Origin of the sequence: Micromonospora sp. NPDC050495, assembly GCF_040655175.1 — a bacterium.
Taxonomy (GTDB): Bacteria; Actinomycetota; Actinomycetes; order Mycobacteriales; family Micromonosporaceae; genus Micromonospora.
The window spans coordinates 1-25,078 of the sequence record NZ_JBFAJK010000064.1 but is presented as its reverse complement, the minus strand read 5'-3'; the positions used below and the strand labels follow the sequence as shown (position 1 = coordinate 25,078).

The 25,078-nt window shown below is 75.9% G+C and carries 2 protein-coding genes; both read right to left on the bottom strand.

Annotated features, from left to right (window positions below; all coding sequences use genetic code 11):
- Nucleotides 1-954: beta-ketoacyl synthase N-terminal-like domain-containing protein (locus AB0I11_RS31545; RefSeq protein WP_357329029.1), on the bottom strand; the 954-nt coding region annotated here is incomplete at its 3' end.
- A gap of 12 nt (nt 955-966) precedes the next feature.
- Nucleotides 967-25,035, bottom strand: a complete 24,069-nt coding sequence (locus AB0I11_RS31540) for an SDR family NAD(P)-dependent oxidoreductase (protein WP_357329032.1) — start codon at nt 25,033-25,035, stop codon at nt 967-969.
- Between the last annotated feature and the right edge of the window lie 43 nt (nt 25,036-25,078).

Here is a 25,078-nt window from a genome sequence, read left to right as displayed (position 1 = left end):
TTGGGCGGGCCCGTTGGGGGCGGTGAGTTGGCTGCTGGCGCCGTCCTGGTTGATGGCGGATCCGGCGATGACGGCGTGGATGGGCAGGTGGTGTTCCTGTGCGTGGGACAGGCGGGTGAGCAGGAGCAGGCCGACGCCTTCGCCCCAGACGGTGCCGTCGGCCGAGTCCGCGAACGCCCGACACCGGCCACTCGGGGAGAGCGCCCGCTGCCGACTGAACTGGGTGAACGCCTTCGGCGTGGCCATCACCGTGGCACCGCCGGCCAGGGCCATGTCGCACTCGCCCTTGCGCAGCGACTGGGCCGCCAGGTGCACGGAGACCAGCGAGGATGAGCAGGCGGTGTCGACGGTGATCGCCGGCCCTTCGAGGCCGAACGTGTAGGCCACCCGGCCGGAGGCGATGCTCGGCGCGCTGCCGCTGCCGATCAGCCCTTCGAAGCCGGCCGGCGGCGCGTGCTCCAGCCGGGAGGCGTAGTCGTCGTACATGACGCCGACGAAGACGCCGGTGCTGCTGCCGCGTACCGCCGTGGGGTTGAGACCGGCCCGCTCGAACGCCTCCCAGGCGGTCTCCAGCAGCAACCGCTGCTGCGGGTCGGCCGCGAGCGCCTCGCGCGGGTTGAGCCCGAACGGCGCCGGGTCGAACAGGGTGGCGTCGTGCAGGAAGCCGCCCTCGCGCACGTACGTGTGGCCGGCCGCGTCCGGGTCCGGGTCGTACAACGCCGCCACGTCCCAGCCCCGATCCGTCGGGAACTCCGAGATCGCGTCCCGACCCTCGGCCAGCAGCCGCCACAACTCCTCCGGCGACCGCACCCCACCGGGCAGCCGGCACGCCATGCCGACCACCGCGATCGGCTCCCGCGCCACCGCCTCCACATCGACCAGACGCTGCCGCGTCTGCTGCAGCTCGGCGGTGGCCCGCTTCAGGTATTCGCGCAGCTTGGCTTCGTTGCTCATGGTGTCAAACCCCTAAAGCCCGTTGTCGATGAGGCTGAAGATCTCGTCGTCGGTCGCCGCGTCCAGATCGGTGCCGGCGGGCCCGCCGTTGGTCGCCTGCTGCGGCGTGCCGGTGAGCCGGCCGAGCAGGTCCTGGAGCCGGGCCACCACGTCGCGGTGGTGGTCGGTGTCGGTGGGCAGCTCGTCGGCGGCGGTGGCCAGCCGGTCGAGTTCGGTCAGCAGCGGCGCGAACACCGCGGCCGGGTCCGGCGCCAGTTCCGCCTTGAGGTGGTCGACCAGCGCGATCGGCGTCGGGTGGTCGAAGACCAGAGTGGTGGGCAGGTGCAGCCCGGTGGCCGCGCTGAGCCGGTTACGCAGCTCGACCGCGGTCAGCGAGTCGAAGCCCATCTCGATGAAACCGCGCCGCAGTTGCACCGTCGCCGGGGTGGCGTGCCCGAGCACGCCGGCCACCTGCTGGCGTACCAGGTCGAGCAGGAAGCGGTCGCGCTGCGGGCCGGGCAGCGCGGCCAGCTGAGCGGCCCCGGTGGGCGCCGGCGCGGCGGCGGCCGGACGCCGCGCGGGCGTGCGGACCAGGCCGCGGAGCACCGCCGGCACGTCCGGGCCGCGCAGCGCGCGCAGGTCCAACCCGACGGGTACGACCAGCGCCCGCCGCTGCGCCAGCGCCGCGTCCAGCGCCGCCAGCGCGGCGGCGGTGTCCAGCGGGCGGATGCCGGCGCGGGCCATCCGGGCCCGGTCGCCGTCGCCCAGCCCGCCGGTCATGCCGCTGGACTCCGCCCAGAGCCCCCAGGCGAGGGAGGTGCCGGGCAGGCCCCGGGCCCGCCGGTGCCCGGCCAGCGCGTCGAGGAACGTGTTGGCGGCGGCGTAGTTGGCCTGGCCGGCGCCGCCGAGGATGCCGGCGGCCGAGGAGTAGAGCACGAACGCGGCCAGCGGCAGCTCCCGGGTGGCCTGGTGCAGGTGCCAGGCCGCGTCCACCTTCGGGGTGAGCACGGCGTGCAGCCGGTCCGGGGTGAGCGTGTGCAGCGTGGCGTCGTCGACCACCCCGGCGGTGTGGAAGACCGCGGTCAACGGGTGCCCGGGGTCGATCCCGGCGACCAGCGCGCGGACCGCCACCGGGTCGCCGAGGTCGCAGGCGGCCACCTCGACCGCCGCGCCCAGGGCGGCCAGCCGGGCGACCAGCTCCGGAACGCCGGGGGCGTCCGGCCCGCGCCGGCTGACCAGCAGCAGCCGCCGGACCCCGTACCGGTCGACCAGGTGGCCGGCGAGCAGCGCACCGAGGGTGCCGGTGCCGCCGGTGACCAGGACGGTGCCGGCCGGGTCGAGGGTGACCGGCGGGGCGTCGGCGGCCGGGCCGCGGACCAGCCGCGGCACCCGGGCCACGCCGCCCCGGACCGCGAGCTGCGGCTCGGCCGCCGCGGCCGCGGCGTCGACCAGCGCCGGCAGGGCGGCGAGGGTGTCCGGGTCGTCGTCGTGGTCGAGCAGGAACAGCCGGTCGGGGTGCTCGCTCTGCGCCGCCCGGACCAGGCCCCACAGCGCCGCGCCGGGCAGGTCGGGTACGTCGTCGCCGTCCCCGACGGCAACCGCCCCACGGGTGAGCACCACCAGCCGGCCGCTGCCGTCGCCGAGCCAGCCGCGGACGGCCGCGAGCACCTGTTCGGCCGTCCGGTGCGTCCCGGCGGGCACGTCCCCGTCGATCGGGTCGGGTCGCAGCAGGACGGTGCCGGCCGGCGCGGTCCCGTCGGCGAGCGCCGCGAGCAGGGCGGCCGGGCCGAACGTCGGGTACGTGCCGGCCGCCGGGGCCGGGTCGGTGGCCAGCGGCACCCAGTCCAGCAGGTATCCCGGCGCCGGTTGCCCGGCGGTGCCGGCGAGGTCGGCGGGGAGCGGCCGGACGGCCAGCGAGGTGACGGTGAGCACCGGCCCACCGGCGGTGTCGACGGCGTCGAGGCTGATGCTCTCCGGGCCGGTGCGGCGCAGCCGGATCCGCAGCGACTCGCCGGCCGGGGCGTGCAGCCCGGCACCGGCCCAGGCGAACGGCAGCCAGGCGCGCACGCCGTCCAGCGGGTCGAGGAAGGCCATGGTGTGCAGCGCCGCGTCGAGCAGCGCCGGGTGGACGCCGTACCCGCCGGTGTCGGTGCCCTCCGGCAGGCTCAGCTCGGCGTGGATGGTGTCGCCGGCACGCCAGGCCCGCTGCACGCCCTGGAACACCGGCCCGTAGTGCAGGCCGGAGGACGCCAGGTCGGCGTAGAGACCGTCCACGTCGACCTCGACGGCGCCGGCCGGCGGCCAGGCCGCTTCGGGGGCGGCCGGGCTGGGCGCGACGGCGCTCAGCGTGCCGGCGGCGTGCCGGGTCCAGTCGTCGTCGGTGCGGGCCGGGCGGGAGCGTACGGTCACCGGTCGCAGCCCGGCGTCGTTCACGGCGCCGACCTCGACCTGGAGTCGCACCGGGACGCCGGCGTCGAGCGCCAGCGGCGCCTCGATGGTCAACTCGTGCAGGTACGGGTGTCCGGTGTGCGCCCCCGCGTGCAGGGCGATGTCCACGAACGCGGTGCCGGGCAGCAGGTGTGCGGTGCCGACGGTGTGGTCCCCGAGCCACGGGTGCGATCCGGCGGAGAGCTGGGCGGTGAAGAGGTGGCCCTGCTCGTGGGGGAGTTCGATGGCGGCGCCCAGGAGCGGGTGCCCGGCGCTGCTGAGGCCGAGGTCCTCGGCCTCACCGACGGTGGCGTCGGCGTGCAGCCAGTACCGCTGCTCCTGGAACGGGTAGGTGGGCAGCGGTTCCGCCGGGGCGGGGATGGCGGGGAGCAGCGGTGTCCAGTCGACGTCGATGCCGTTGGTGTGGGCGGTGGCGAGTGCGGTGAGCAGGCTGGCTGTTCCGTCGTGTCCGCGCTGCTGGGTGGGGATGGCGGTGGCGTCGGTGAGGGTTTCGCGGGTGAGGGTGCTCAGGGTGGCGTCGGGTCCGACTTCGAGGTAGTGGGTGACGCCGAGTTCGTGCAGGGTTTCGGTGCCGGCGGTGTAGTTGACGGTGTCGCGGATGTGTCGGGTCCAGTAGTCGGGGTCGGCGAGTTGCTGGTCGGTGGCGAGTTGTCCGGTCAGGTTGGACACGATGGGCAGGGCTGCCGGGTGGTAGGTGACGCTTGCGGCGGCCTCGCGGAAGTCGTCGAGGATGGCGTCGGTGTGGGCGGAGTGGAAGGCGTGCGCGACGTGCAGTTTCCGGGCCCGGATGCCCTCGTCGGTGAGCTGGGCGGCTAGTGCCTCGATGGTGTCGGTGTCGCCGGCGAGGACGAGTGAGGTGGGGCTGTTGTGCCCGGCGAGGCTCACCTGCGGGTGCGCGTCGAGCAGCGGCTGTATCCGGTGCAGGGGTGCGGTGACGGCGAGCATGGCGCCGGTGGGCATGGTGTTCATGAGCCGGGCCCGGGTGGTGACGAGCTTCGCGGCGTCGGTGAGGTCCAGGATGCCGGCGATGTGGGCGGCGCTCAGTTCCCCGATGGAGTGCCCGATGAGGTAGTCGGGTCGGATCCCGAAGCTGTCGAGCAGCCGCACCATGGCGGTCTCGGCGGCGAACAGGGCCGGCTGGGTGTAGAGGGTCTGTCCGAGCAGGTCGGTGTGCTGGCCGGACATGACCTCGCGTAGCGGGTGGTCGAGGTGGACGTCGAGGGCCGTGCACACCTCGTCCAGCGCGGCGGCGTACACGGGGAAGTGGTGGTAGAGGTCGGCGGTCATGCCGGGGTGTTGGGCGCCCTGCCCGGTGAACAGGAACGCCACCTTCCCCGCGCCGGCCGGCGGCTCCTCGCCGCGCGCCCGGACGAGACCGGGGTGGGAGCCGCCGGTGGCCAGCGCGCGCAACGCGGCGATCAGGTCCGCCGCGGTGTGCGGCTCGTCGCCCGGCGTACCGGCCGGCGGCACGATCGCCGCGCGGTGGGCGAAGATGGCCCGGGTGGTGGCGAGGGCGTACGCCACGGCGGCCGGCTCCAGCTCCGGGTGCTCGTCCAGATGGGTGGCCAGCCGGGCCGCCTGGGCGCGCAGCGCGGCCGGCGTCTTCGCCGACAGCAGCCACGGCAGCGGACCCGACGCCGGATCGCCGGCCGCCGGTCGGGCCGCCCCGGCGGGCGCCTCCTCCAGGATGAGGTGGGCGTTGGTGCCGCTGATGCCGAACGAGGAGACACCGGCCCGGCGCGGCCGGTCGGGGCGTACCGGCCAGGGCTGCGCCTGGGCCAGCAGGGCGACCTCGCCCGCCTCCCAGTCGACGTGGCTGCTCGGCGAGTCGGCGTGCAGGCTCGGCGGGAGCAGCCGGTGCTGGAGCGCCAGCACCATCTTGATGATGCCGGCCACCCCGGCGGCGGCCTGGGTGTGCCCGATGTTCGACTTGATCGACCCGAGCCACAGCGGCTCGTCGCGCTCCTGCCCGTAGGTGGCGAGCAGCGCCTGCGCCTCGATCGGATCACCCAGGGTGGTACCCGTGCCGTGTGCCTCCACGGCATCCACCTCGGTCGGGGCCAGTCGCGCGTTGGCCAGGGCCTGGCGGATGACCCGCTGCTGGGACGGGCCGTTGGGGGCGGTGAGGCCGTTGCTGGCGCCGTCCTGGTTGACCGCCGAGCCGCGGATCACCGCGAGCACCGGGTGGCCGTTGCGGCGGGCGTCCGAGAGCCGCTCCAGCAGCAGCAGGCCGGCGCCCTCGGACAGGGCCGTGCCGTCGGCGCTGTCGGCGAAGGGCTTGCAGTGCCCGTCCGGGGCGAGCCCGCGCTGCCGGCTGAACTCCAGCAGCGAGTGCGGGGTCGCCATCACACTGACGCCGCCGGCCAGCGCGAGCGTGCACTCGCCGTTGCGCAGCGCCTGGATGGCCAGGTGGGTGGCGACCAGCGACGACGAGCAGGCGGTGTCCACCGTGATCGCCGGCCCTTCCAGGCCCAGCGTGTACGCCAGCCGCCCGGAGGCGACACTGGGCGCGCTGCCGTTGCCCAGGTAGCCCTCGTAGCCGTCCGGGGTGTGCTGCTGCAGCCGGCTGGCGTAGTCGTTGTACATGACCCCGGTGAAGACACCGGTCGGCGTGGTCTTCAGTGACGTCGGATCGATGCCGGCGCGCTCCAGCGCCTCCCAGGCGGTCTCCAGCAGCAGCCGCTGTTGCGGGTCGGTGGCCAGCGCCTCCCGAGGGCTGATCCCGAAGAACTCGGCGTCGAAGCGGTCCGCGTCGTGCAGGAACCCGGCGATCCGGGTGTAGACGGTGCCCGCGTGGTCCGGGTCGGGGTCGTACAGGCCGTCCAGGTCCCAGCCGCGGTTGGTGGGGAAGGCGGACATCGCGTCCCCGCGCTCCACCAGCAGTCGCCACAGCTCCTGCGGGTCGCGTACCTCGCCGGGGAACCGGCAGGCCATCCCGACGATGGCGACCGGCTCGTCGACCGGCCGCGCCGCCGGCAGCGGGGCGTGGTCGGCCGCCGCCTGATCCGGCAGCAGCCGGACCAGCAGCTCACCCGCCAGGGCGTACGCGGTCGGGTGGTCGAAGATCAGGGTGGCCGGCAGCCGCAGCCCGGTGGCGGCGTTGAGCCGGTTGCGCAGCTCGACCGCGGTCAGCGAGTCGAAGCCCAGCTCCTTGAACGCCCGCTGCGGGTCGATCGTCTCCGGGACGCTGTGCCCGAGCACCGCCGCGATCTGGCTGCGGACCACCCCGAGCAGCAGCTCCCGGCGCCCGGCGTCGTCCAGCCCCGCCAGCCGCCCGGCCAACCCGGAGTCGCCGGCCGCGCCGGCCGCGGCCCGCGGCGCGACCGGCCGCACCAGCCCGCGCAGCAGCGCCGGGACCGGCCCGCCGCGCAGGCCGACAAGGTCCAGCCGCATCGGTACGGCGGTCGGCTCGCCGCCGGCCAGCGCGGTGTCGAGCAGGGTGTGGGCGTGGTCGGTGGGCATGGGTAGCAGGCCGGCGCGGGTGATGCGGGCCTGGTCGGTGTGGTCGAGGTGGCCGGTCATGCCGGTGGCTTGGGCCCAGTAGCCCCAGGCGAGGCTGGTGGCGGGGAGGCCGAGGGTGTGGCGGTGGTGGGCGAGGGCGTCGAGGTAGGTGTTGGCGGCGGCGTAGTGGGCTTGTCCGGGGCTGCCGAGGGTGCCGGCGGCGGAGGAGTAGAGGACGAACGCGGCCAGGGGGAGGTTGCGGGTGGCGTGGTGCAGGTGCCAGGCGGCGTCGACCTTGGGCCGCAGGACGGTGTGCACCTGGTCTGGGGTGAGGGTGTGTAGGGCGGCGTCGTCGAGGGTGCCGGCGGTGTGGAAGACGGCGGTGAGCGGGTGTGCGTCGGGGATGCCGGCGATGAGGGCGTGCACCTGGTCGGGGTCGGCGGTGTCGCAGGCGACCACGGTGGCGGTGGCGCCGAGGTTCTGAAGGCGGGTGGTCAGGTCGGTGGCGTTGGGTGCGTTGGGGCCGCGGCGGCTGGCGAGTAGGAGGTGTCGGGTTTGGCCGGTGGTGGTGAGGTGTTCGGCGAGGAGGGCGCCGAGGGTGCCGGTGCCGCCGGTGATCAGCACCGTCCCGTCCGGATCCAGGGCGGCGGCTGGCCCTTCCGGCGTACCCACCTTGACCAGGCGCGGCACGAACAGCCGGCCGTCGCGGACGGCGAGCTGCGGCTCCCCGGCCGCCAGCGCCGCCCCCAGCGCGGCGGTACGCTCCGCGTCGACCAGGACGAACCGGTCCGGGTGCTCGACCTGGGCGCTGCGGACCAGCCCCCAGAGCGCCGACGCGGCCAGGTCGGTGACGTCCTCGTCCGGGCCGGTCGCGACCGCGCCCGAGGTCAGCACCACCAGCCGCGCGGCGGCGTGCCGCTCGTCGGTCAGCCACGCCTGGAGCGCGGCGGTGGTCCGGGCGACCAGGTCGTGCGTCGCCGCCGGACCGCCGTCGGTACCGCCGGCGGGGGCCACGATCACCAGCTCCGGGGTGGGGTCCGAGGCGAGCACGTCGGCGAGCCCGGCCAGATCGAGCACCGGCGGCACCTCCGCCGAGCCGGCCGGCGCGTCCAGCGGGGTCCAGCGGACCCGGTACAGCGGGTCGCCGCCACGCGGGCCGGCGGTGAGCCGGTTCCCGGCCAGCGGCCGGACGGTCAACGCGCCGATGGTCACCACCGGCTGGCCGGTCGGGTCGCTGGCGTGCACGGCCACGCTGTCCGGGCCGGTACGGCTCAGCCGCACCCGCAGCCGGGTCGCCCCGACGGCGTGCAGGCTGATCCCGCTCCACGCGAAGGGCAGCCGTACGCCCTCGTCACCGCCGGTGAGCGCCATCGGGTGCAGGGCGGCGTCGAGGAGGGCGGGGTGGATGCCGTAGCCGGTGGTGTCCTGGTCGTCGGGGAGGTGGATCTCGGCGTAGCGGGTGTCGCCGTCGCGCCAGGCGGCGTGCACGCCCTGGAAGGTGGGTCCGTACTGCAGGCCCGTGCCGGCCAGGGTGGCGTAGAAGTCGGTGAGGTCGACGGGCGTCGCGCCGGCCGGCGGCCACTCCGTGCCGATGCCCGGGTCGCCGGCCGGGGCGGTGCCGGTGAGGGTGCCGGTGGCGTGCCGGGTCCAGGTGCCGCCCTGGTGGCTGTGCACGCTGACCGGGCGTCCCTCGCCCTGCTCGGGGCCCACCTCCACCCGCAGCTGCACGTCGCTGCCCGGGTCGAGGATCAGCGGGGTCTCGATGGTGAGGTCGTCGACGTGCGGGTACCCGGTGTGCTGGCCGGCGTGCAGGGCGAGGTCCACGAAGGCGGTGCCGGGCAGCAGCACGGTGCCGGTGACGGCGTGGTCGGCGAGCCAGGGTTGCCGGTCGAGGGTGAGCCGGCCGGTGAACAGGTGACCCTGCTGGTCGGGCAGTTCGATGGCGGCGGCCAGCAGCGGGTGCTCGGCCGGGGCCTGGCCGAGGTCGCTGGCCTGGCTGATGGTCGCCGGGGCGTGCAGCCAGTAGCGCTGGTGCTGGAAGGGGTAGGTGGGTAGGCCGACGGGTGCCGTCACGGCGGGCAGCAGCGGTCGCCAGTCCACCGGGAGGCCGTGGGTGTGGGCGGTGGCCAGGGCGGTGGCGAGCTGGTCGGTGGTGTCCCGGCGCATGCTGGCCACGGCGACGATGTGCCGCTGGTCGGCGGTGTCCTCGATCGGCTGGATGAGGACGGGGTGCGGGCTGACCTCGATGAAGGTGCTGTGGCCGTCGCGGAGCAGTGCCTCGGTGGCGGTCTGGAATTGGACGGGGTGGCGCAGGTTGTCGTACCAGTAGTCGGCGGTGAGGGTCTGGGTCTCGATGCGGTCGCCGGTGAACGTCGAGTAGAAGGCCACATCGGTGGTGGTGGGTTGGACGCCGTCGAGGGCGGCGTGGATCTCCTCGCGCAGCGCTTCGACGTGGGGGGTGTGGGAGGCGTAGCCGACCGGGAGGATGCGGGCGGGGATGTCGTGGTCCTTGCAGTGGGCGACGGCGGTGGCGATGGCGTCGGGGTCGCCGGCGATGACGGTGGCGTTGGGGCCGTTGACGGTGGCGATGTGGGCCCGGGGGGTGCCGGTGTCGGTGGTGGGCTGGTCGGCGTCGCTCGAGGTCGGCTCGGCGGCGTGCAGCGTGTGGAGGAGTTCGGTGACCTGGTCGGCGGGTAGGGCGAGGGAGGCCATGTCGCCGTGCCCGATCAGCCCGCGCAGCGCCTGGGCGCGCAGCGCGACCACCTTCGCGGCGTCGTCCAGCGAAAGGGCGCCGGCGGCATACGCGGCGGCGATCTCGCCCTGGGAGTGCCCGATCACGGCGTCGGGGACGATCCCGTGGTGTCGCCACACGGCCGCGAGGCCGGTCATGACGGCGAACAGCACGGGCTGGACGACGTCCACCCGGGTGAGCCAGTCGGGGTTGTCGTCGTGCAGGACGGTGTGCAGGTCCCAGTCCACGTAGGGGCGCAACGCAGACGCGCAGGCGTCGAGGTGCGCGGCGAAGATGTTGCTCTGCTGGGCCAGTTCGCGGCCCATGCCGAGCCACTGTCCGCCCTGGCCGGGGAACACGAACACGGTCCGGCCGCCGTGGGCGGCGGTGTGTTGCAGCAGCGCCGGGTGCGGCCGGTCCTCGGCGAGGGCGCGCAGCGCCTCGACCGGGTCCGGGCCGGGCAGCACGGCGGCCCGGTGCGCGAACACCGCCCGGGACGTGGCCAGCGCCGCCGCCAGCGTCCCCGAGGACAGGTCGGGCCGCGCGTCGACCAGCTCGGCCAGGCGGGCCGCCTGCGCGCGCAACGCGGCCGGCGCCTTCGCCGACAGCAGCCACGGCAGCGCCACCACCGGTTCACCGGCCGGCCCGGCCGGGGCCTCCGGCGCCTGCTCGAGGATGACGTGCGCGTTCGTGCCGCTGACCCCGAACGAGGAGACGCCCGCGCGGCGCGGCCGGCCGTGCTCCGGCCAGGGCCGCGCCTCGGTCAGCAGGGCCACCTCGCCGGCGGTCCAGTCCACGTGCGGGCTGGGCGCGTCCACGTGCAACGTCCGGGGCAGCGTGCCGTGCCGCAACGCCTGGACCATCTTGATGATGCCGGCCACGCCGGCGGCGGCCTGGGTGTGCCCGATGTTCGACTTGATCGACCCGAGCCACAACGGCTCCTCACGGTCCCGCCCGTACGTGGCCAGCAGCGCCTGCGCCTCGATCGGGTCACCGAGCACGGTGCCGGTGCCGTGCGCCTCCACGGCGTCCACGTCGGCCGAGTGCAGGCCGGCCGCGGCGAGGGCCTGGTGGATGAGGCGTTCCTGGGCCGGCCCGTTCGGCGCGGTGAGGCCGTTGCTGGCGCCGTCCTGGTTCACCGCGGAGCCGCGGATCACCGCGAGCACCGGGTGGCCGTGCCGTCGCGCGTCGGAGAGGCGTTCCAGCACCAGCAGGCCGACGCCCTCGCCCCAGCCGGTGCCGTCGGCGGTGGCCGCGAAGGACTTGCAGCGACCGTTCGGCGCCAGCCCACGCTGCCGGCTGAACTCGATGAACGTGGTCGGGGTGGCCATCACCGTGACGCCGCCGGCCAGCGCCAGGGTGCACTCGCCCTTGCGCAGCGCCTGCATCGCCAGGTGGGTGGCGACCAGCGACGACGAGCAGGCGGTGTCGACGGTCAGCGCCGGCCCCTCCAACCCCAGGGTGTACGCGAGCCGCCCGGACGCCACGCTGCCGGCGCTGCCGTTGCCGAGGTAGCCCTCGTAGCCGGCGGGCACCTGGTGCTGCAGGCGGCTGGCGTAGTCGTTGTACATCACGCCGGTGAAGACACCGGTGAGGCTGGAGCGCAGGCCCTGCGGGTTGATGCCGGCCCGCTCCAGGGCCTCCCAGGCGGTCTCCAGCAGCAGCCGCTGCTGCGGGTCGGTGGCGGCCGCCTCGCGCGGGCTGATCCCGAAGAAGTCGGCGTCGAACTCGTCCGCGTCGTGCAGGAAACCGCCGTGCCGGGTGTACGCGGTGCCCGGGTGGTCCGGGTCCGGGTGGTACAGGCCGGCGAGGTCCCAGCCCCGGCCGGTGGGGAAGTCCCCGATCGCGTCGACGCCCTCGGCGACCAGCCGCCACAGCGCCTCCGGCGAGTCGACCCCGCCCGGGTAGCGGCACGCCATCCCGACGATGGCGATCGGCTCGTCCCGCGGCCCCTCGGCCACCGGGGCCGGCCGGGTGGCGGCCACCGCGTCGTCCGGCACGAGCCGGCCGCGCACGTACATGGCGAGCGCCTGCGCGGTCGGGTGGTCGAAGACCAGCGTGGCCGGCAGCCGCAGCCCGGTCACCGCGTTCAGCCGGTTACGCAGCTCCACGGCGGTGAGCGAGTCGAAGCCCAGGTCCTTGAAGGCCCGCTGGGGCTCGATCAGCTCCGGACTGCCGTGCCCGAGCACGCCCGCCACCTGGGTGCGGACCAGGTCCAGCAGCAGGCGCTGCCGTTCGCCGTCGCCGAGCCCGGCGAGCCGGCCGGCGAGGCCGCTGTCCACGGCCGCGTCGGCCGCGGTGCGCCGGGCCGCGACGGTGCGGACCAGCCCGCGCAGCACGGCCGGCACGGCCTCCGCCCGGCGCAGCCCGGCGAGGTCGAGCAGCACCGGCACCGGCGCCGGGTCGTTCCCGGCGAGCGCGGCGTCCAGCATCCGCAGGGCGGGCGCGGTGTCCAGCGGCAACACCCCGTCCCGGACCATCCGGGCCCGCTCGCCCGCGTCCAGGTGCCCGGTCATGCCGCTGGCCTCGGCCCAGAAGCCCCAGGCGATCGAGGTGCCGGCCAGCCCGTACGCGACCCGGTGCTGGGCGAGGGCGTCGAGGAAGGTGTTGCCGGCGGCGTAGTTGGCCTGCCCGGCGCTGCCGAGCACGCCCGCCGCGGAGGAGTAGAGCACGAAGGCGGCCAGGTCGAGATCGAGGGTGGCCTGGTGCAGGTGCCAGGCGGCGTCGACCTTGGGGCGGAGCACGGTGTGGATCTGGTCGGCGGTGAGGGTGTGTACGGCGGCGTCGTCCAGCACGCCGGCGGTGTGGAACACGGCGGTGAGGGGGTGCGCGGTGGGGATGCCGGCGATCAGTTTCGCGACGGCGTCGGGGTCTGCGGTGTCGCAGGCGGTGACGGTGGTGGTGGCGCCGAGGTCGGTGAGCCGGTTGATCAGGTCGGTGGTGCCGGGTGCGTCGGTGCCGCGGCGGCTGACCAGGAGCAGGTGTCGGGCGCGGCCGGTGCTGGCGAGGTGGGTGGCGAGCAGCGCGCCGAGGGTGCCGGTGCCGCCGGTGATCAGCACCGTGCCGTCCGGGTCGAGCGGCCGCCGCGCGTCCGGGTCCGGCTGCCCGGCCCGGGCCAGCCGGGGCGCCAGCACCCGGCCGGCGCGTACCGCGAGCTGCGGCTCACCGGTCGCGACCGCCGCGCCGAGCGCGGCCACGCTGTCCGGGGTGCCGTCGGAGTCCACCAGGGTGAACCGGTCCGGGTGCTCGGACTGGGCGCAGCGCAGCAGTCCCCACAGCGCGGCCGCCGGAAGGTCGGTGACGTTCTCCGCCGGGTCGGTGCCGACCGCGTCACCGGTCAGCACGACCAGGCGGCTCGCGGCGCACCGCTCGTCGGCGAGCCAGTCCTGGACGAGGCGGGCGACCTGCTCGGTCTGCCGGTGGGTGGCGGCCACCACGTCGCCGCCGGCGGCGGGCACGGCGAGCACGACCAGCGGCGGCACGGGCACGTCACCGGCCAGCAGACCGGCCAGCCCGGCGGCGTCGACCGGCTCAGGCAGTTCCGTCGGACCGTCGACCGGCACCGGCGTCCAGTCGAGCCGGTACAGCGGGTCGCCGCCGGTGGCCGCCGGAAGCTGACCGGCCGGCAGCGGCCGTACGGTGAGGGCGCCGATGGTGGCGACGGGCGCGCCGGTCGGGTCGGCGGCGGTGACCGTGACGGTGTCCGTGCCGTCGACGGTGAGGCGCACCCGCAGGGCCCGGGCCCCGGTGGCGTGCAGGCCCACCGCCGACCAGGCGAACGGGAGCCGGACGGTCTCCGCCCCGGCGGCCAGCGTGATCACGTGGAGGGCGGCGTCGAGCAGGGCGGGGTGAACGCCGTATCCGGTCTGGTCCACCTCGTCGGGCAGCCGCACCTCGGCCCAGAGGTCCCGGTCGCCGCGCCAGGCGCGGTGCAGGCCCTGGAAGGCCGGCCCGTAGCCGAGGCCGGTGGCGGCCAGGTCGGGGTAGAACCCGTCGAGGTCGACCGGGGTGGCGCCGGCGGGCGGCCAGGCGGTCAGGTCACCGGCCGGCGGCGGCGCCGTGGCGGCCAGCGTGCCGGTGGCGTGCCGCAGCCACTCGCCGTCCTGCCCGTCCCGGGAGCGGATGGTGACCGGCCGGTGGTCGGTGCCGTCGGGGGCGCCGACCTCGACCTGGACCTGGACCGGCCCGGTGCCGGCCAGGGCCAGCGGCGCCTCGATGGTCAGCTCGTCCAGGTACGGGTGTCCGGCGCGGTGGCCGGCGTGCAGGGCCAACTCGACGAACGCGGTGCCGGGCAGCAGGACGATGCCGGTCACGGTGTGGTCGGCGATCCACGGCTGGCTGGTGGTGGTGAGCCGGCCGGTGAACAGGTGACCCTGCTGGTCGGGCAGCTCGATGGCGGCGGCCAGCAACGGGTGGTCCGCGCCGCCGAGGCCGAGGTCCGCCGGCTCGCTCAGCGTGCCCGGCGTGGCCAGCCAGTAGCGCTGGTGCTGGAACGCGTACGTGGGCAGCGGCGCCGGCGGGGTCGCCGCGGGCAGCAGCGGGGTCCAGTCGACGGGCAGGCCGTGGGTGTGCGCGGTGGCGAGGGCGGTGACGAGTTGGTCGGTGGTGTCCCGGCGCATGCTGGCCAGCGCGATGATGTCGTGCTGGTCGGCGGTGTCCTCGATGGGTTGGATGAGGACCGGGTGCGGGCTGGCCTCGACGAACGTGGCGTACCCGTCGCGCAGGAGCGCTTCGGTGGCGGTCTGGAACTGGACCGGGTGGCGGAGGTTGTCGTACCAGTAGTCGGCGGTGAGCGTGTCCGGGTTGATGCGGTCGCCGGTGAACGTCGAGTAGAAGGCGACGTCGGTTGCGGTCGGGGTGATGCCGTGCAGGGCGGTGTGGATGTCGTCGCGGAGGGCTTCGACGTGGGGGGTGTGGGACGCGTAGCCGACCGGGAGGATGCGGGCGGGGATGTCGCGGTCCTTGCAGTGGGTGACGGCTGCGGCGACGGCGTCGGGGTCGCCAGCGATGACGGTGGCGTTCGGGCCGTTGACCGTCGCGATGTAGGCCCGGGGGGTGCCGGTGTCGGTGGTGGGGTGCTGGGCGTCGCTCGAGGTCGGCTTGGCGGCGTGCAGCGTGTGGAGGAGTTCGGTGACCTGGTCGGCGGGCAGGGCGAGGGAGGCCATGTCGCCGTGCCCGATCAGCGCCCGCAGCGCCTGGGCGCGTAGCGCGACGACCTTGGCGGCGTCGTCCAATGACAGGGCGCCGGCGGCGTAGGCGGCGGCGATCTCGCCCTGGGAGTGGCCGATGACGGCGTCGGGGACGATGCCGTGGTGTCGCCACACGGCCGCGAGGCCGGTCATGACGGCGAACAGGACGGGTTGGACGACGTCGACGCGGGTGAGCCAGTCGGGGTTGTCGTCGTGCAGCACCTGGTGCAGGTCCCAGTCCACATAGGGCCGCAACGCGGTCGCGCAGGCGTCGAGGTGCGCGGCGAAGACGGGACTGTGCTGGGCGAGTTCGCGGCCCATGCCGAGCCACTGCCCGCCCTGGCCGGGGAACACGAACACGGTCCGGCCGCCGTGGGCGGCGGTGTGCTGGAGCAGCGCGGGATGCGGCCGGTCCTCGGCCAGGGCCCGCAGCGCGTCGACCGGCTCGGCACCGGGCAGCACCGCTGCCCGCTGTCCGAACGCGGTGCGGGTGGTGAGCAGCGCGGCGGCGACCGCACCGGGGTCCAGGTCCGGGTGTTGGTCGACGTGCGCCACCAGTTGCGCGGCCTGGGCGCGCAGCGCGGCCGGCGTCTTCGCCGACAGCACCCACGGCAGCGCGACCGCCGAGCTTCCGGCCGTCGAGGCCGCCATGCCCGCCGGCTCCCCGTCGGCCGCGAGCGCGCCGTCCGCCGGCACCTCGTCCGCCGCGGGCTTCCCGGCCACCGGGAGCGGCACGGCCGTCGTGCGCGGCACGGCCGCCGGGGTCTGCTCGATGATGAGGTGGGCGTTGGTGCCGCTGAGGCCGAAGGAGGAGACCCCGGCCCGGCGGGGCCGGCCGTGCTCCGGCCACGGGGTGTTCTCGGTGAGCAGCGCCACGTCCCCGATCGACCAGTCCACGTGGGAGCTGGGCGCGTCGGTGTGCAGGGTCTTCGGCAGCATGCCGTGGCGGATGGCCTGGACCATTTTGATGATGCCGGCGACGCCGGCGGCGGCCTGGGTGTGCCCGATGTTCGACTTGATCGAGCCGAGCCAGAGCGGCTGGTCGCGGTCCTGGCCGTAGGTGGCGAGCAGGGCCTGGGCCTCGATCGGGTCGCCGAGGGTGGTGCCGGTGCCGTGCGCCTCGACGGCGTCGACGTCGGCGGGGGTGAGCCCGGCGTTGGCCAGGGCCTGCTGGATGACCCGCTGCTGGGACGGCCCGTTCGGCGCGGTCAGCCCGTTGCTGGCGCCGTCCTGGTTCACCGCCGAGCCGCTGATCACTGCGAGCACCCGGTGGCCGTTGCGGCGGGCGTCCGACAACCGCTCCAGCACCACCAGGCCGGCGCCCTCGCCCCAGCCGGTGCCGTCGGCGGCCTCGGCGAACGGCTTGCACCGCCCGTCCGGGGCAAGCCCGCGCTGCCGGCTGAACTCCACGAAGATGCCCGGGGTGGCCATGATGGTGGCCCCGCCGGCCAGCGCCAGGCTGCATTCGCCGTTGCGCAGCGCCTGCACGGCCAGGTGGGTGGCGACCAGCGACGACGAGCACGCGGTGTCCACCGTGATCGCCGGCCCGACCAGGCCCAGCGCGTACGCGATCCGGCCGGAGGCGACGCTGGTGGCGTTGCCGGCGAGCAGGAAGCCCTCCAGCTCCCGCGGCTTCTGCCCGGCGCGCGGCGCGTACTCCTGGGAGATGACGCCGGTGAAGACGCCGGTCGGGGTGGTCTTCAGGGTGGTCGGGTCGATGCCGGCCCGTTCGAGGGCCTCCCACGCGGTCTCCAGCAGCAGCCGCTGCTGCGGGTCGGTGGCCAGCGCCTCGCGCGGGCTGATCCCGAAGAAGTCGGCGTCGAAGGCGTCCGCGTCGTGGACGAAGCCGCCCTCCCGGGCGTAGGTGCGGCCCGGCTGGTCCGGCCGGGGGTCGTAGAGCCCGTCGACGTCCCAGCCCCGCCCGGTCGGGAAGCCGCTGACCGTGTCCGCCCCGTCGACCAGCAGCTGCCAGAGCTGCTCCGGGCTGTCCGCCTCGCCCGGGTAGCGGCACGCCATGCCGACGATCGCGATCGGCTCGTCGGCGACCGCGGTCCGCGTGGCCGGGCCCGCCGCCTCGGCCGCCCCGGTGCCGGCGACCTCGGCGCCGATCCGCTCGGCCAGCGTGGCCGGCGTCGGGTGGTCGAAGATGATCGTGGTGGGCAACCGTAGCTCGGTCGCCGCGTTGAGCCGGTTGCGCAGCTCGACCGCGGTCAACGAGTCGAAGCCCAGGTCCTTGAACGCCCGGTCCGGGCCGATGCCGTCGACGCCGGCGTGCCCGAGCACCAGGGCGACCTGCGCGCGTACCAGGTCGAGCAGCAGCCGGGCCCGGTCGGCGTCGCCGAGAGCGGCGAGCTGCCGGCCCAGCGACGAGGTGGCCGGCCCGGTGGACCCGCCGGCCGAGCGCCGCCGCGGCGTCCGCACCAGGCCGCGCAGGATCGCCGGTACGCCGACCTCGGCGGCCTGGGTGCGCAGCCGGGCCAGGTCCAGCGTGGTCGGCACCAGCACCGGCCGGTCCTGGCCGAGCGCGGCGTCGAGCAGGGCGAGCGCGTGCTCGCTGGCCAGCGGCACCAGCCCGGTTCGGGCGATCCGCGCCTGGTCGGTGCGGTCGAGGTGGCCGGTGATGCCGCTGGTCTGCGCCCAGAAGCCCCAGGCCAGGGCGGTCGCCGGCAGGCCGTGCGCGCGCCGGTGCTGGGCCAGCGCGTCGAGGTAGGTGTTGGCGGCGGCGTAGTTGCCCTGCCCGCCGGTGCCGAGCGTGCCGGCCACCGAGGAGTAGAGCACGAACGCGGCCAGCGGCAGCTGGGCGGTGGCCGCGTGCAGGTGCCAGGCGGCGTCGACCTTGGGGCGCAGCACGGTGTGGATCTGGTTGGCGGTGAGGGTGTGTACGGCGGCGTCGTCGACCACGCCGGCGGTGTGGAACACGGCGGTGAGGGGGTGCGTGTCGGGGATGCCGGCGACCAGTTCCGCGACGGCGTCGGGGTCTGCGGTGTCGCAGGCGGTGACGGTGGTGGTGGTGCCGAGGTCGGTGAGCCGGTTGATCAGGTCGGTGGTGCCGGGTGCGTCGGTGCCGCGGCGGCTGACCAGGAGTAGGTGTCGGGCGCGGCCGGTGCTGGCGAGGTGGGTGGCGAGCAGCGCGCCGAGGGTGCCGGTGCCGCCGGTGATCAGCACCGTGCCGTCCGGGTCCAGTCCGGCCGGGACCTCGGCCGGCGTACCGGCGCGGGCCAGCCGCGGCGCGAGGGCCGCGCCGTCGCGGAGGGCGAGCTGCGGCTCCCCGCCGGCCACGGCGGCGGGCAGCAGGTCGAGGCTGGCCGGTGCGCCGTCGTGGTCGACGATCACGATCCGGTCCGGGTGCTCGGACTGCGCCGACCGGAGCAGACCCCAGAGCGGAGCGACCGCCAGATCCTGGACGTCCTCGTCGGGGCGGGTGCCGACCGCGCGTCGGGTGAGCACCACCAGCCGGGACTGCCCGGTCCGCCGGTCGGCGAGCCAGGCCGCGAGCAGCGCGGCGCCGCGCTCCACCACGGCGTGCGCGCCCGGCACGCCGGGCTCCGGCGCGGTCGGCGCCACCACCAGCACCTCGGGCACGGCGGCGTCGGTCCCGAGCAGCTCGACGGCCTCGTCGAGGGCGACGACCGGCCACGGTTCGGCGGGCGCCGCGCCGGTCGGCACCGGCACCCAGTCGACCTGGTACAGCGCGTCGTCGGCGCGGGCCGGGGCCGGCGTGCCCCGCTCGACCGCGGTGAGGGTGAGCGCGTCGACCGTCACCACCGGCTCGCCGGCCGGGTCGGTCGCGTCGAGGCGGTACGTCCCCGCGTCGACCCGGGTCAGCCGGACCCGCAGCTCGGCGGCCCCGCCGGCGGGCAGGGCGACACCGTGCCAGGTCGACGCGGTCCGGGCGGTCGGCGCCGGGTCGGCGAGGGCTACCACGTGCAGCGTCGCGTCCAGCAGCGCGGGGTGGATGCCGTACCCGGCGGTGTCCACGTCGTCGGCGAGCCGGACCTCGGCGTACAGGTCCTCCCCGCGACGCCAGGCGGCGGTCAGGGCCTGGTACGCGGGCCCGCAGGCAAGCCCGGTGTCGGCGAGGTCGGTGTAGCAGGTCGCGGTGTCCAGCGGCACCGCGGCGGCCGGCGGCCACTCGGCCGGGCCCGGCTCCGGCTCCCCGGCGGGGGCGGCGGCGAGGAACCCGGCGGCCAGCTCGGTCCACCGGTCGGTGGCCCAGCCGTCGTCGGCGCCGTCGGCGGGCCGGGAGTGCACGGCCACCGGCCGGCGCCCGTCCGGCCCGGCCGGCCCGACCTCCACCTGGAGGTGGACGGCGGCACCGGCGGCCAGCGTCAGCGGCGCCCGCACCTCGAGTCCCGCCAGGAACGGCAGGTCGACCTGCTCGCCGGCCTGCAGGACCAGCTCGACCAGGGCCGCCGCGGGCAGCAGCACCCGACCGTCGACCGTCTGGTCGGCCAGCCACGGGTGGGTGCCGGCGGCGAGGCGGCCGGTGAACAGGTAGCTGTCGTGGTGCGCCAGCCGGGTCGCGGCGGCGAGCATCGGGTGGGCGCTGGCGTGCAGGCCGGCGGCGCTCACGTCGGCGCCGCCGGTGGCGTGCAGCCAGAACCGCTGGTGCTGGAAGGGGTAGGTGGGCAGCGGCACCGGCGCGGGCGCGGGCACCGGGTGCAGCGGCGACCAGTCCACGGACAGGCCGCCGGCGTGCAACGCGGCCAGGGCGGCGAGCAGCGTGTCGGTGGGCGGCTGGCCGCGCCGCTGGGTGGCGGCGGCGCGGGCGTGCCCGGGCAGCGTCTCGTGGGTCAGCGTGGTGAGCGTGCCGTCGGGGCCGAGTTCGACGAAGTGGGTGACGCCCAGCTCGTGCAGCTGCCGGGTGCCGTCGGCGTACCGGACGGCGTGCCGGATGTGCCGGGCCCAGTAGTCGGGGTCGGCCAGCTCCGCGTCGGTGGCGAGCCCGCCGGTGAGGTTGGAGACGATCGGGATGCGGGCCGGGTGGAAGGTGACGGCCGCGGCGGCCCGCCGGAACTCGTCCAGGATGCCGTCGGTGTGCGCCGAGTGGAACGCGTGCGCCACGTGCAGCCGCCGCCCGTCGTGGCCCTGCTCGCGCAGGGCCGTGGCGAACGCGTCGACGTCCTCGGGGTCACCGGCGAGCACCAGCGAGCCGGGGCTGTTGTGCGCGGCGAGGCTGACCCGCGGGTACCCGGCGAGCAGCGGGGTGACCTCGTCGAGGGTGGCCGCGACGCTGAGCATCGCGCCGGGCGGCATGGCGTGCATCAGCGCGGCCCGGGTGGTGATCAGGGCGGCCGCGTCCGGCAGGGTGAGCACCCCGGCGAGGTGCGCGGCGGTCAGCTCGCCGATCGAGTGGCCGATCAGGTGGTCGGGGGTGACGCCGAAGCTGCCCAGCAGCCGGAACATGGCGGTCTCGAAGGCGAACAGCGCCGGCTGGGTGTAGCGGGTCTGCCCGAGCAGGTCGGTGTGCCGGCCGAACATCACCTCGCGCAGCGGGTGCTCCAGGTACGGGTCGACGGCGGCGCACACCTCGTCGAGGGCGGCGGCGAAGACCTCGAACCGCTCGGCCAGTTCCGCGCCCATCCCGGCGTACTGGGCGCCCTGTCCGGTGAGCAGGAACGCCACCGGGCCGGCCGGCACGGCCGTGTCCCGCACCACCGTGGGGTGCGGTTCCCCGGCGGCCAGGGCCCGCAGGCCGGGCCGGAGGTCCCCGCCGGCCAGCACGACCGCCCGGTGCTCGAACGTCGCCCGGGTGGTGGCCAGCGCGTACCCGACGGCGGCCGGGGCACGTCCCGGCTCCTGCTCGACGTGCGCCACCAGTTGCGCGGCCTGGGCGCGCAGCGCGGCCGGGGTCTTCGCGGACAGCAGCCAGGGCAGCGCGACGGGGGCGGTCGGTGGTTCGGGGGTGGCCGGTGCCGGCGTGGTGGTGGGGGCCTGTTCGATGATGAGGTGGGCGTTGGTGCCGCTGATGCCGAAGGAGGAGACGCCGGCCCGGCGGGGCCGGTCGTGCTCGGGCCAGGGGGTGTTCTCGGTGAGCAGGGCGACGGCGCCGGTTTCCCAGTCGACGTGGGAACTGGGCGCGTCCACGTGCAGGGTCCTGGGCAGCATGCCGTGGCGGATGGCCTGGACCATCTTGATGATGCCGGCGACGCCGGCGGCGGCCTGGGTGTGGCCGATGTTGGATTTGATCGACCCGAGCCAGAGTGGTTGGTCGTCGGTGCGGTGCTGGCCGTAGGTGGCGAGCAGCGCCTGGGCTTCGATGGGGTCGCCGAGGGTGGTGCCGGTGCCGTGCGCCTCGACGGCGTCGACGTCGGCGGGGGTGAGCCCGGCGCTGGCTAGCGCCTGCTGGATGACCCGCTGCTGGGACGGCCCGTTGGGGGCGGTGAGGCCGTTGCTGGCGCCGTCCTGGTTGACCGCCGAGCCGCTGATCAGCGCGAGCACCTGGTGGCCGTTGCGGCGGGCGTCACTGAGCCGCTCCAACACCAGCAGGCCGGAACCCTCACCCCAGCCGGTGCCGTCCGCGCCGTCGGCGAACGACCGGCAGCGCCCGTCGGGGGAGAGCCCGCGCTGCCGGCTGAACTCCAGGAAGATGCTCGGCGAGGCCATCACCGTCACGCCACCGGCCAGCGCCAGCGTGCACTCGCCGTGGCGCAGCGCCTGCACCGCCAGGTGGGTGGCGACCAGCGACGACGAGCAGCCGGTGTCGATGGTGATGGCCGGCCCCTCCAGTCCGAGGGTGTACGCCAGCCGCCCGGACGCCACGCTGGTGGTGTTGCCGGCCAGCAGGAAGCCCTCGACCTCGTGGTGGCGCTGCCCGGCGCGGGGCGCGTACTCCTGGGAGATGACGCCGGTGAAGACGCCGGTCGGGCTGGTCTTCAGGGTGGTCGGGTCGATGCCGGCCCGTTCGAGGGCCTCCCACGCGGTCTCCAGCAGCAGCCGCTGCTGCGGATCGGTGGCCAGCGCCTCGCGCGGGCTGATCCCGAAGAAGTCGGCGTCGAAGGCGTCGGCGTCGTGCAGGAAGCCGCCGCGCCGGGCGTACGTGCGGCCGGGCTCGTCGGGGCTCGGGTGGTAGAGCGCCTCCAGGTCCCAGCCCCGATTGGCCGGGAAGTCGCTGGTCGCATCGGCGCCGTCGAGCACCAGCCGCCACAGGTCCTCCGGGGTCCGGGCGTCGCCCGGGTAGCGGCAGGCCATCCCGACGATGGCGATCGGGTCGTCGGCGGCCGCAGCCCGGGGCCGGGGCGCCGGCCCGGCACTCTCCGGGGCGCCGAGCAGTTCGGTCCGCAGCCGGTCCACGACGGACTGCGGGTTCGGGTGGTCGAAGACGACGGTGGCCGGCAGCCGCAGCCCGGTGGCCGCGTTGAGCCGGTTGCGCAGCTCGACCGCGGTCAGCGAGTCGAAGCCCAGGTCCTTGAACGTCCGGTGCGGCTCGACCGCCTCCGGGCTGCGGTGCCCGAGCACCACGGCCACCTGCGCCCGGACCAGGTCGAGCAGCATCCGGTCCCGGTCGGCGCCGGCCAGGCCGGCGACCTGCTGCGCCAGGTCCGAGCCGGCGACCACGGCCGCGGCCGCTGCCCGACGGGTCGGCGTGCGGACCAGCCCGCGCAGCACGGCGGGTACGCCGGCGCCGCCGGGGTTGCCGCGCAGCACCGCCAGGTCCAGGGCCAGCGGTACGAGGGTGGGCCGGCCACCGGCGACCGCGACGTCGAGCAGGGCCAGCGCGTCGTCGGTGGGCAGCGGACGCAGCCCGGCGCGCGCGATCCGGGCCTGGTCGGCGTCGTCGAGGTGCCCGGTCATGCCGCTGGCCTGCGCCCAGTAGCCCCAGGCGAGGCTGGTGGCGGGGAGGCCGTGTGCGTGCCGGTGCTGGGCGAGCGCGTCGAGGAAGGTGTTGGCGGCGGCGTAGTTGCCCTGCCCCGGGCTGCCCAGGATGCCGGCGGCCGAGGAATAGAGCACGAACGCCGCCAGCGGCAGGTCCCGCGTGGCCTGGTGCAGGTGCCAGGCGGCATCCACCTTGGGCCGCAGCACCGCGTGCACCTGCTCCGCCGTCATGGTGTGCAGGGTGGCGTCGTGCAGCACGCCGGCGGTGTGGAAGACGGCGGTGAGCGGGTGCGTCGCGGGGACGCCGGCGACGAGGGCGCGTACCGCCTCCGGGTCGGCGGTGTCGCAGGCGACGACGCGTACCGTCGCGCCCAGCGCCTCCAGCCGGGCGGTCAGCGCCGGCGCCTCCGGGGCGGCCGGGCCGCGGCGGCCGGCCAGCAGCAGGTGCCGGGCCTGGCCGGTCCGGACCAGGTGCTCGGCGAGCAACGCGCCGAGCGTGCCGGTGCCACCGGTGACCAGGACCGTGCCCGCCGGGTCCAGCGGCGGCGCGGTGGGCTCGGCCGGCGGCCGGAAACGGGTGAGCCGGGGCGCGAGCAGGGCGCCGGCGCGGAGCGCGAGCTGCGGTTCGCCGGTGGCGACCGCCCCGGCGACGAGCCCCGGGTCGGCCTCGTCCGCGTCGATGACGGCCACCCGGTCCGGGTGCTCGGACTGGGCCGAGCGGACCAGTCCCCACAGCGCGGCGGCGGGCAGGTCGGTGACGTCGTCGTCGGGGCGGGCGGCGACCGCGCCCCGGGTCAGCACCACCAGCCGGCTGGCGTGCAGCCGCTCGTCGGAAAGCCAGCCCCGCAGCGCGGTGGCCACCCGTTCGGTCAGCTCGTGGGTAGCGGCGACCACGTCGCCGTCCGGCGCGGTCGCCGCGACGACCACCACCTCGGGCGGCGGCGCCTCCCCGGCGAGCAGCGCGTCGAGGCCGGCCAGGTCGGTGACCGGCCAGGGCTCCCGGGCCGGCCCGGCGTTGACCGGCCGCCACTCCACCTGGTGCAGCGAGTCCCGGACCGGGCTGGCGCCGCCGGCGCCGGCCGTGACGGGGGCCAGGGTCAGCTCGTCGACGGTCACCACGGGCGCGCCGGCCGGGTCGGCGGCCGTCAGCGTGACGGTGTCCGGACCGGTGCGGGCGATCCGCACGCGCAGGGCACGGGCGTCCACCGCGTGCAGGGTGACCCCGGTCCAGGCGCGGGGGAGCTGCGGCAGGGCCGGGTCGCCGTCGACGGCCAGGGCGTGCAGGGCGGCGTCGAGGAGCGCGGGGTGGATGCCGTAGCCGCCGGCGTCGACCTCCTCGGGCAGGTGCAGCTCGGCGTACGTGATGTCGCCGGCCCGCCAGACCGCGCGGACCGCCCGGAACGCCGGGCCGTACTCCCGGCCGGTCCGGGCGAGGTCCGGGTAGAGCCGGTCGGCGTCGAGCGGGTCGGCGTCGGCGGGCGGCCAGCCGGCCAGTTCGGCGTCCGGGCCGGTGCCCGGCGCGGTGCCGGCGCTGAGCCGGCCGGTGGCGTGGTGGGTCCACTCGGTGCCGGGGCTGATGCCGGTACGGGAGTGGATGGTGATCGGCCGCCGGCCAGCCTCGTCGCCCTCGCCGACCTCGATCTGGATGTGCACGGCGCCGTGCTCGGGGAAGGTGAGCGGGGTCTCGACGGTCAGCTCGTCGAGGCGGGCGTACCCGACGTGGCTGCCGGCGTGCAGGCTCAGCTCGACGAAGGTCGCGGCCGGTACGACGGTGCCCGCCGCGACCACGCTCTCGGCCAGCCACGGGTGGGTGTGCAGGGAGAGCCAGCCGGTGAGCAGGTAGCCCTCCCCGTCGGCCAGTTCGACGGTCGCGCCGAGCAGCGGGTGGTCGGCGCCGCTGAGACCCAGCTCGGCCGGCTCCCCGCTCCGGCTGCCGGCCGGCAGCCAGAACCGCTGGTGCTCGAAGGGGTAGGTGGGCAGCTCGACCGGCGGCGCCGCGGGCAGCAGCGGGGTCCAGTCGACGGGCAGGCCGTGGGTGTGCGCGGTGGCCAGGGCGGTGGCGAGTTGGTCGGTGGTGTCCCGGCGCATGCTGGCCACGGCGACGATCTCGTGCTGGTCGGCGGTCTCCTCGATCGGTTGGATGAGGACGGGGTGCGGGCTGACCTCGATGAAGGTGGCGTACCCGTCGCGCAGCAGTGCTTCGGTGGCGGTCTGGAACTGGACCGGGTGGCGGAGGTTGTCGTACCAGTAGTCGGCGGTGAGGGTGTCGGTGTCGATGCGGTCGCCGGTGTAGGTGGAGTAGAAGGCCACATCGGTGGTGGTGGGTTGGACGCCGTCGAGGGCGGTGTGGATCTGGTCGCGGAGGGCTTCGACGTGGGGGGTGTGGGAGGCGTAGCCGACGGGCAGGACTCGGGCGGGGATGTCGCGGTCCTTGCAGTGGGCGACGGCTGCCGCGACGGCGTCGGGGTCGCCGGCGATGACGGTGGCGTTCGGCCCGTTGACCGTGGCGATGTACGCCCGG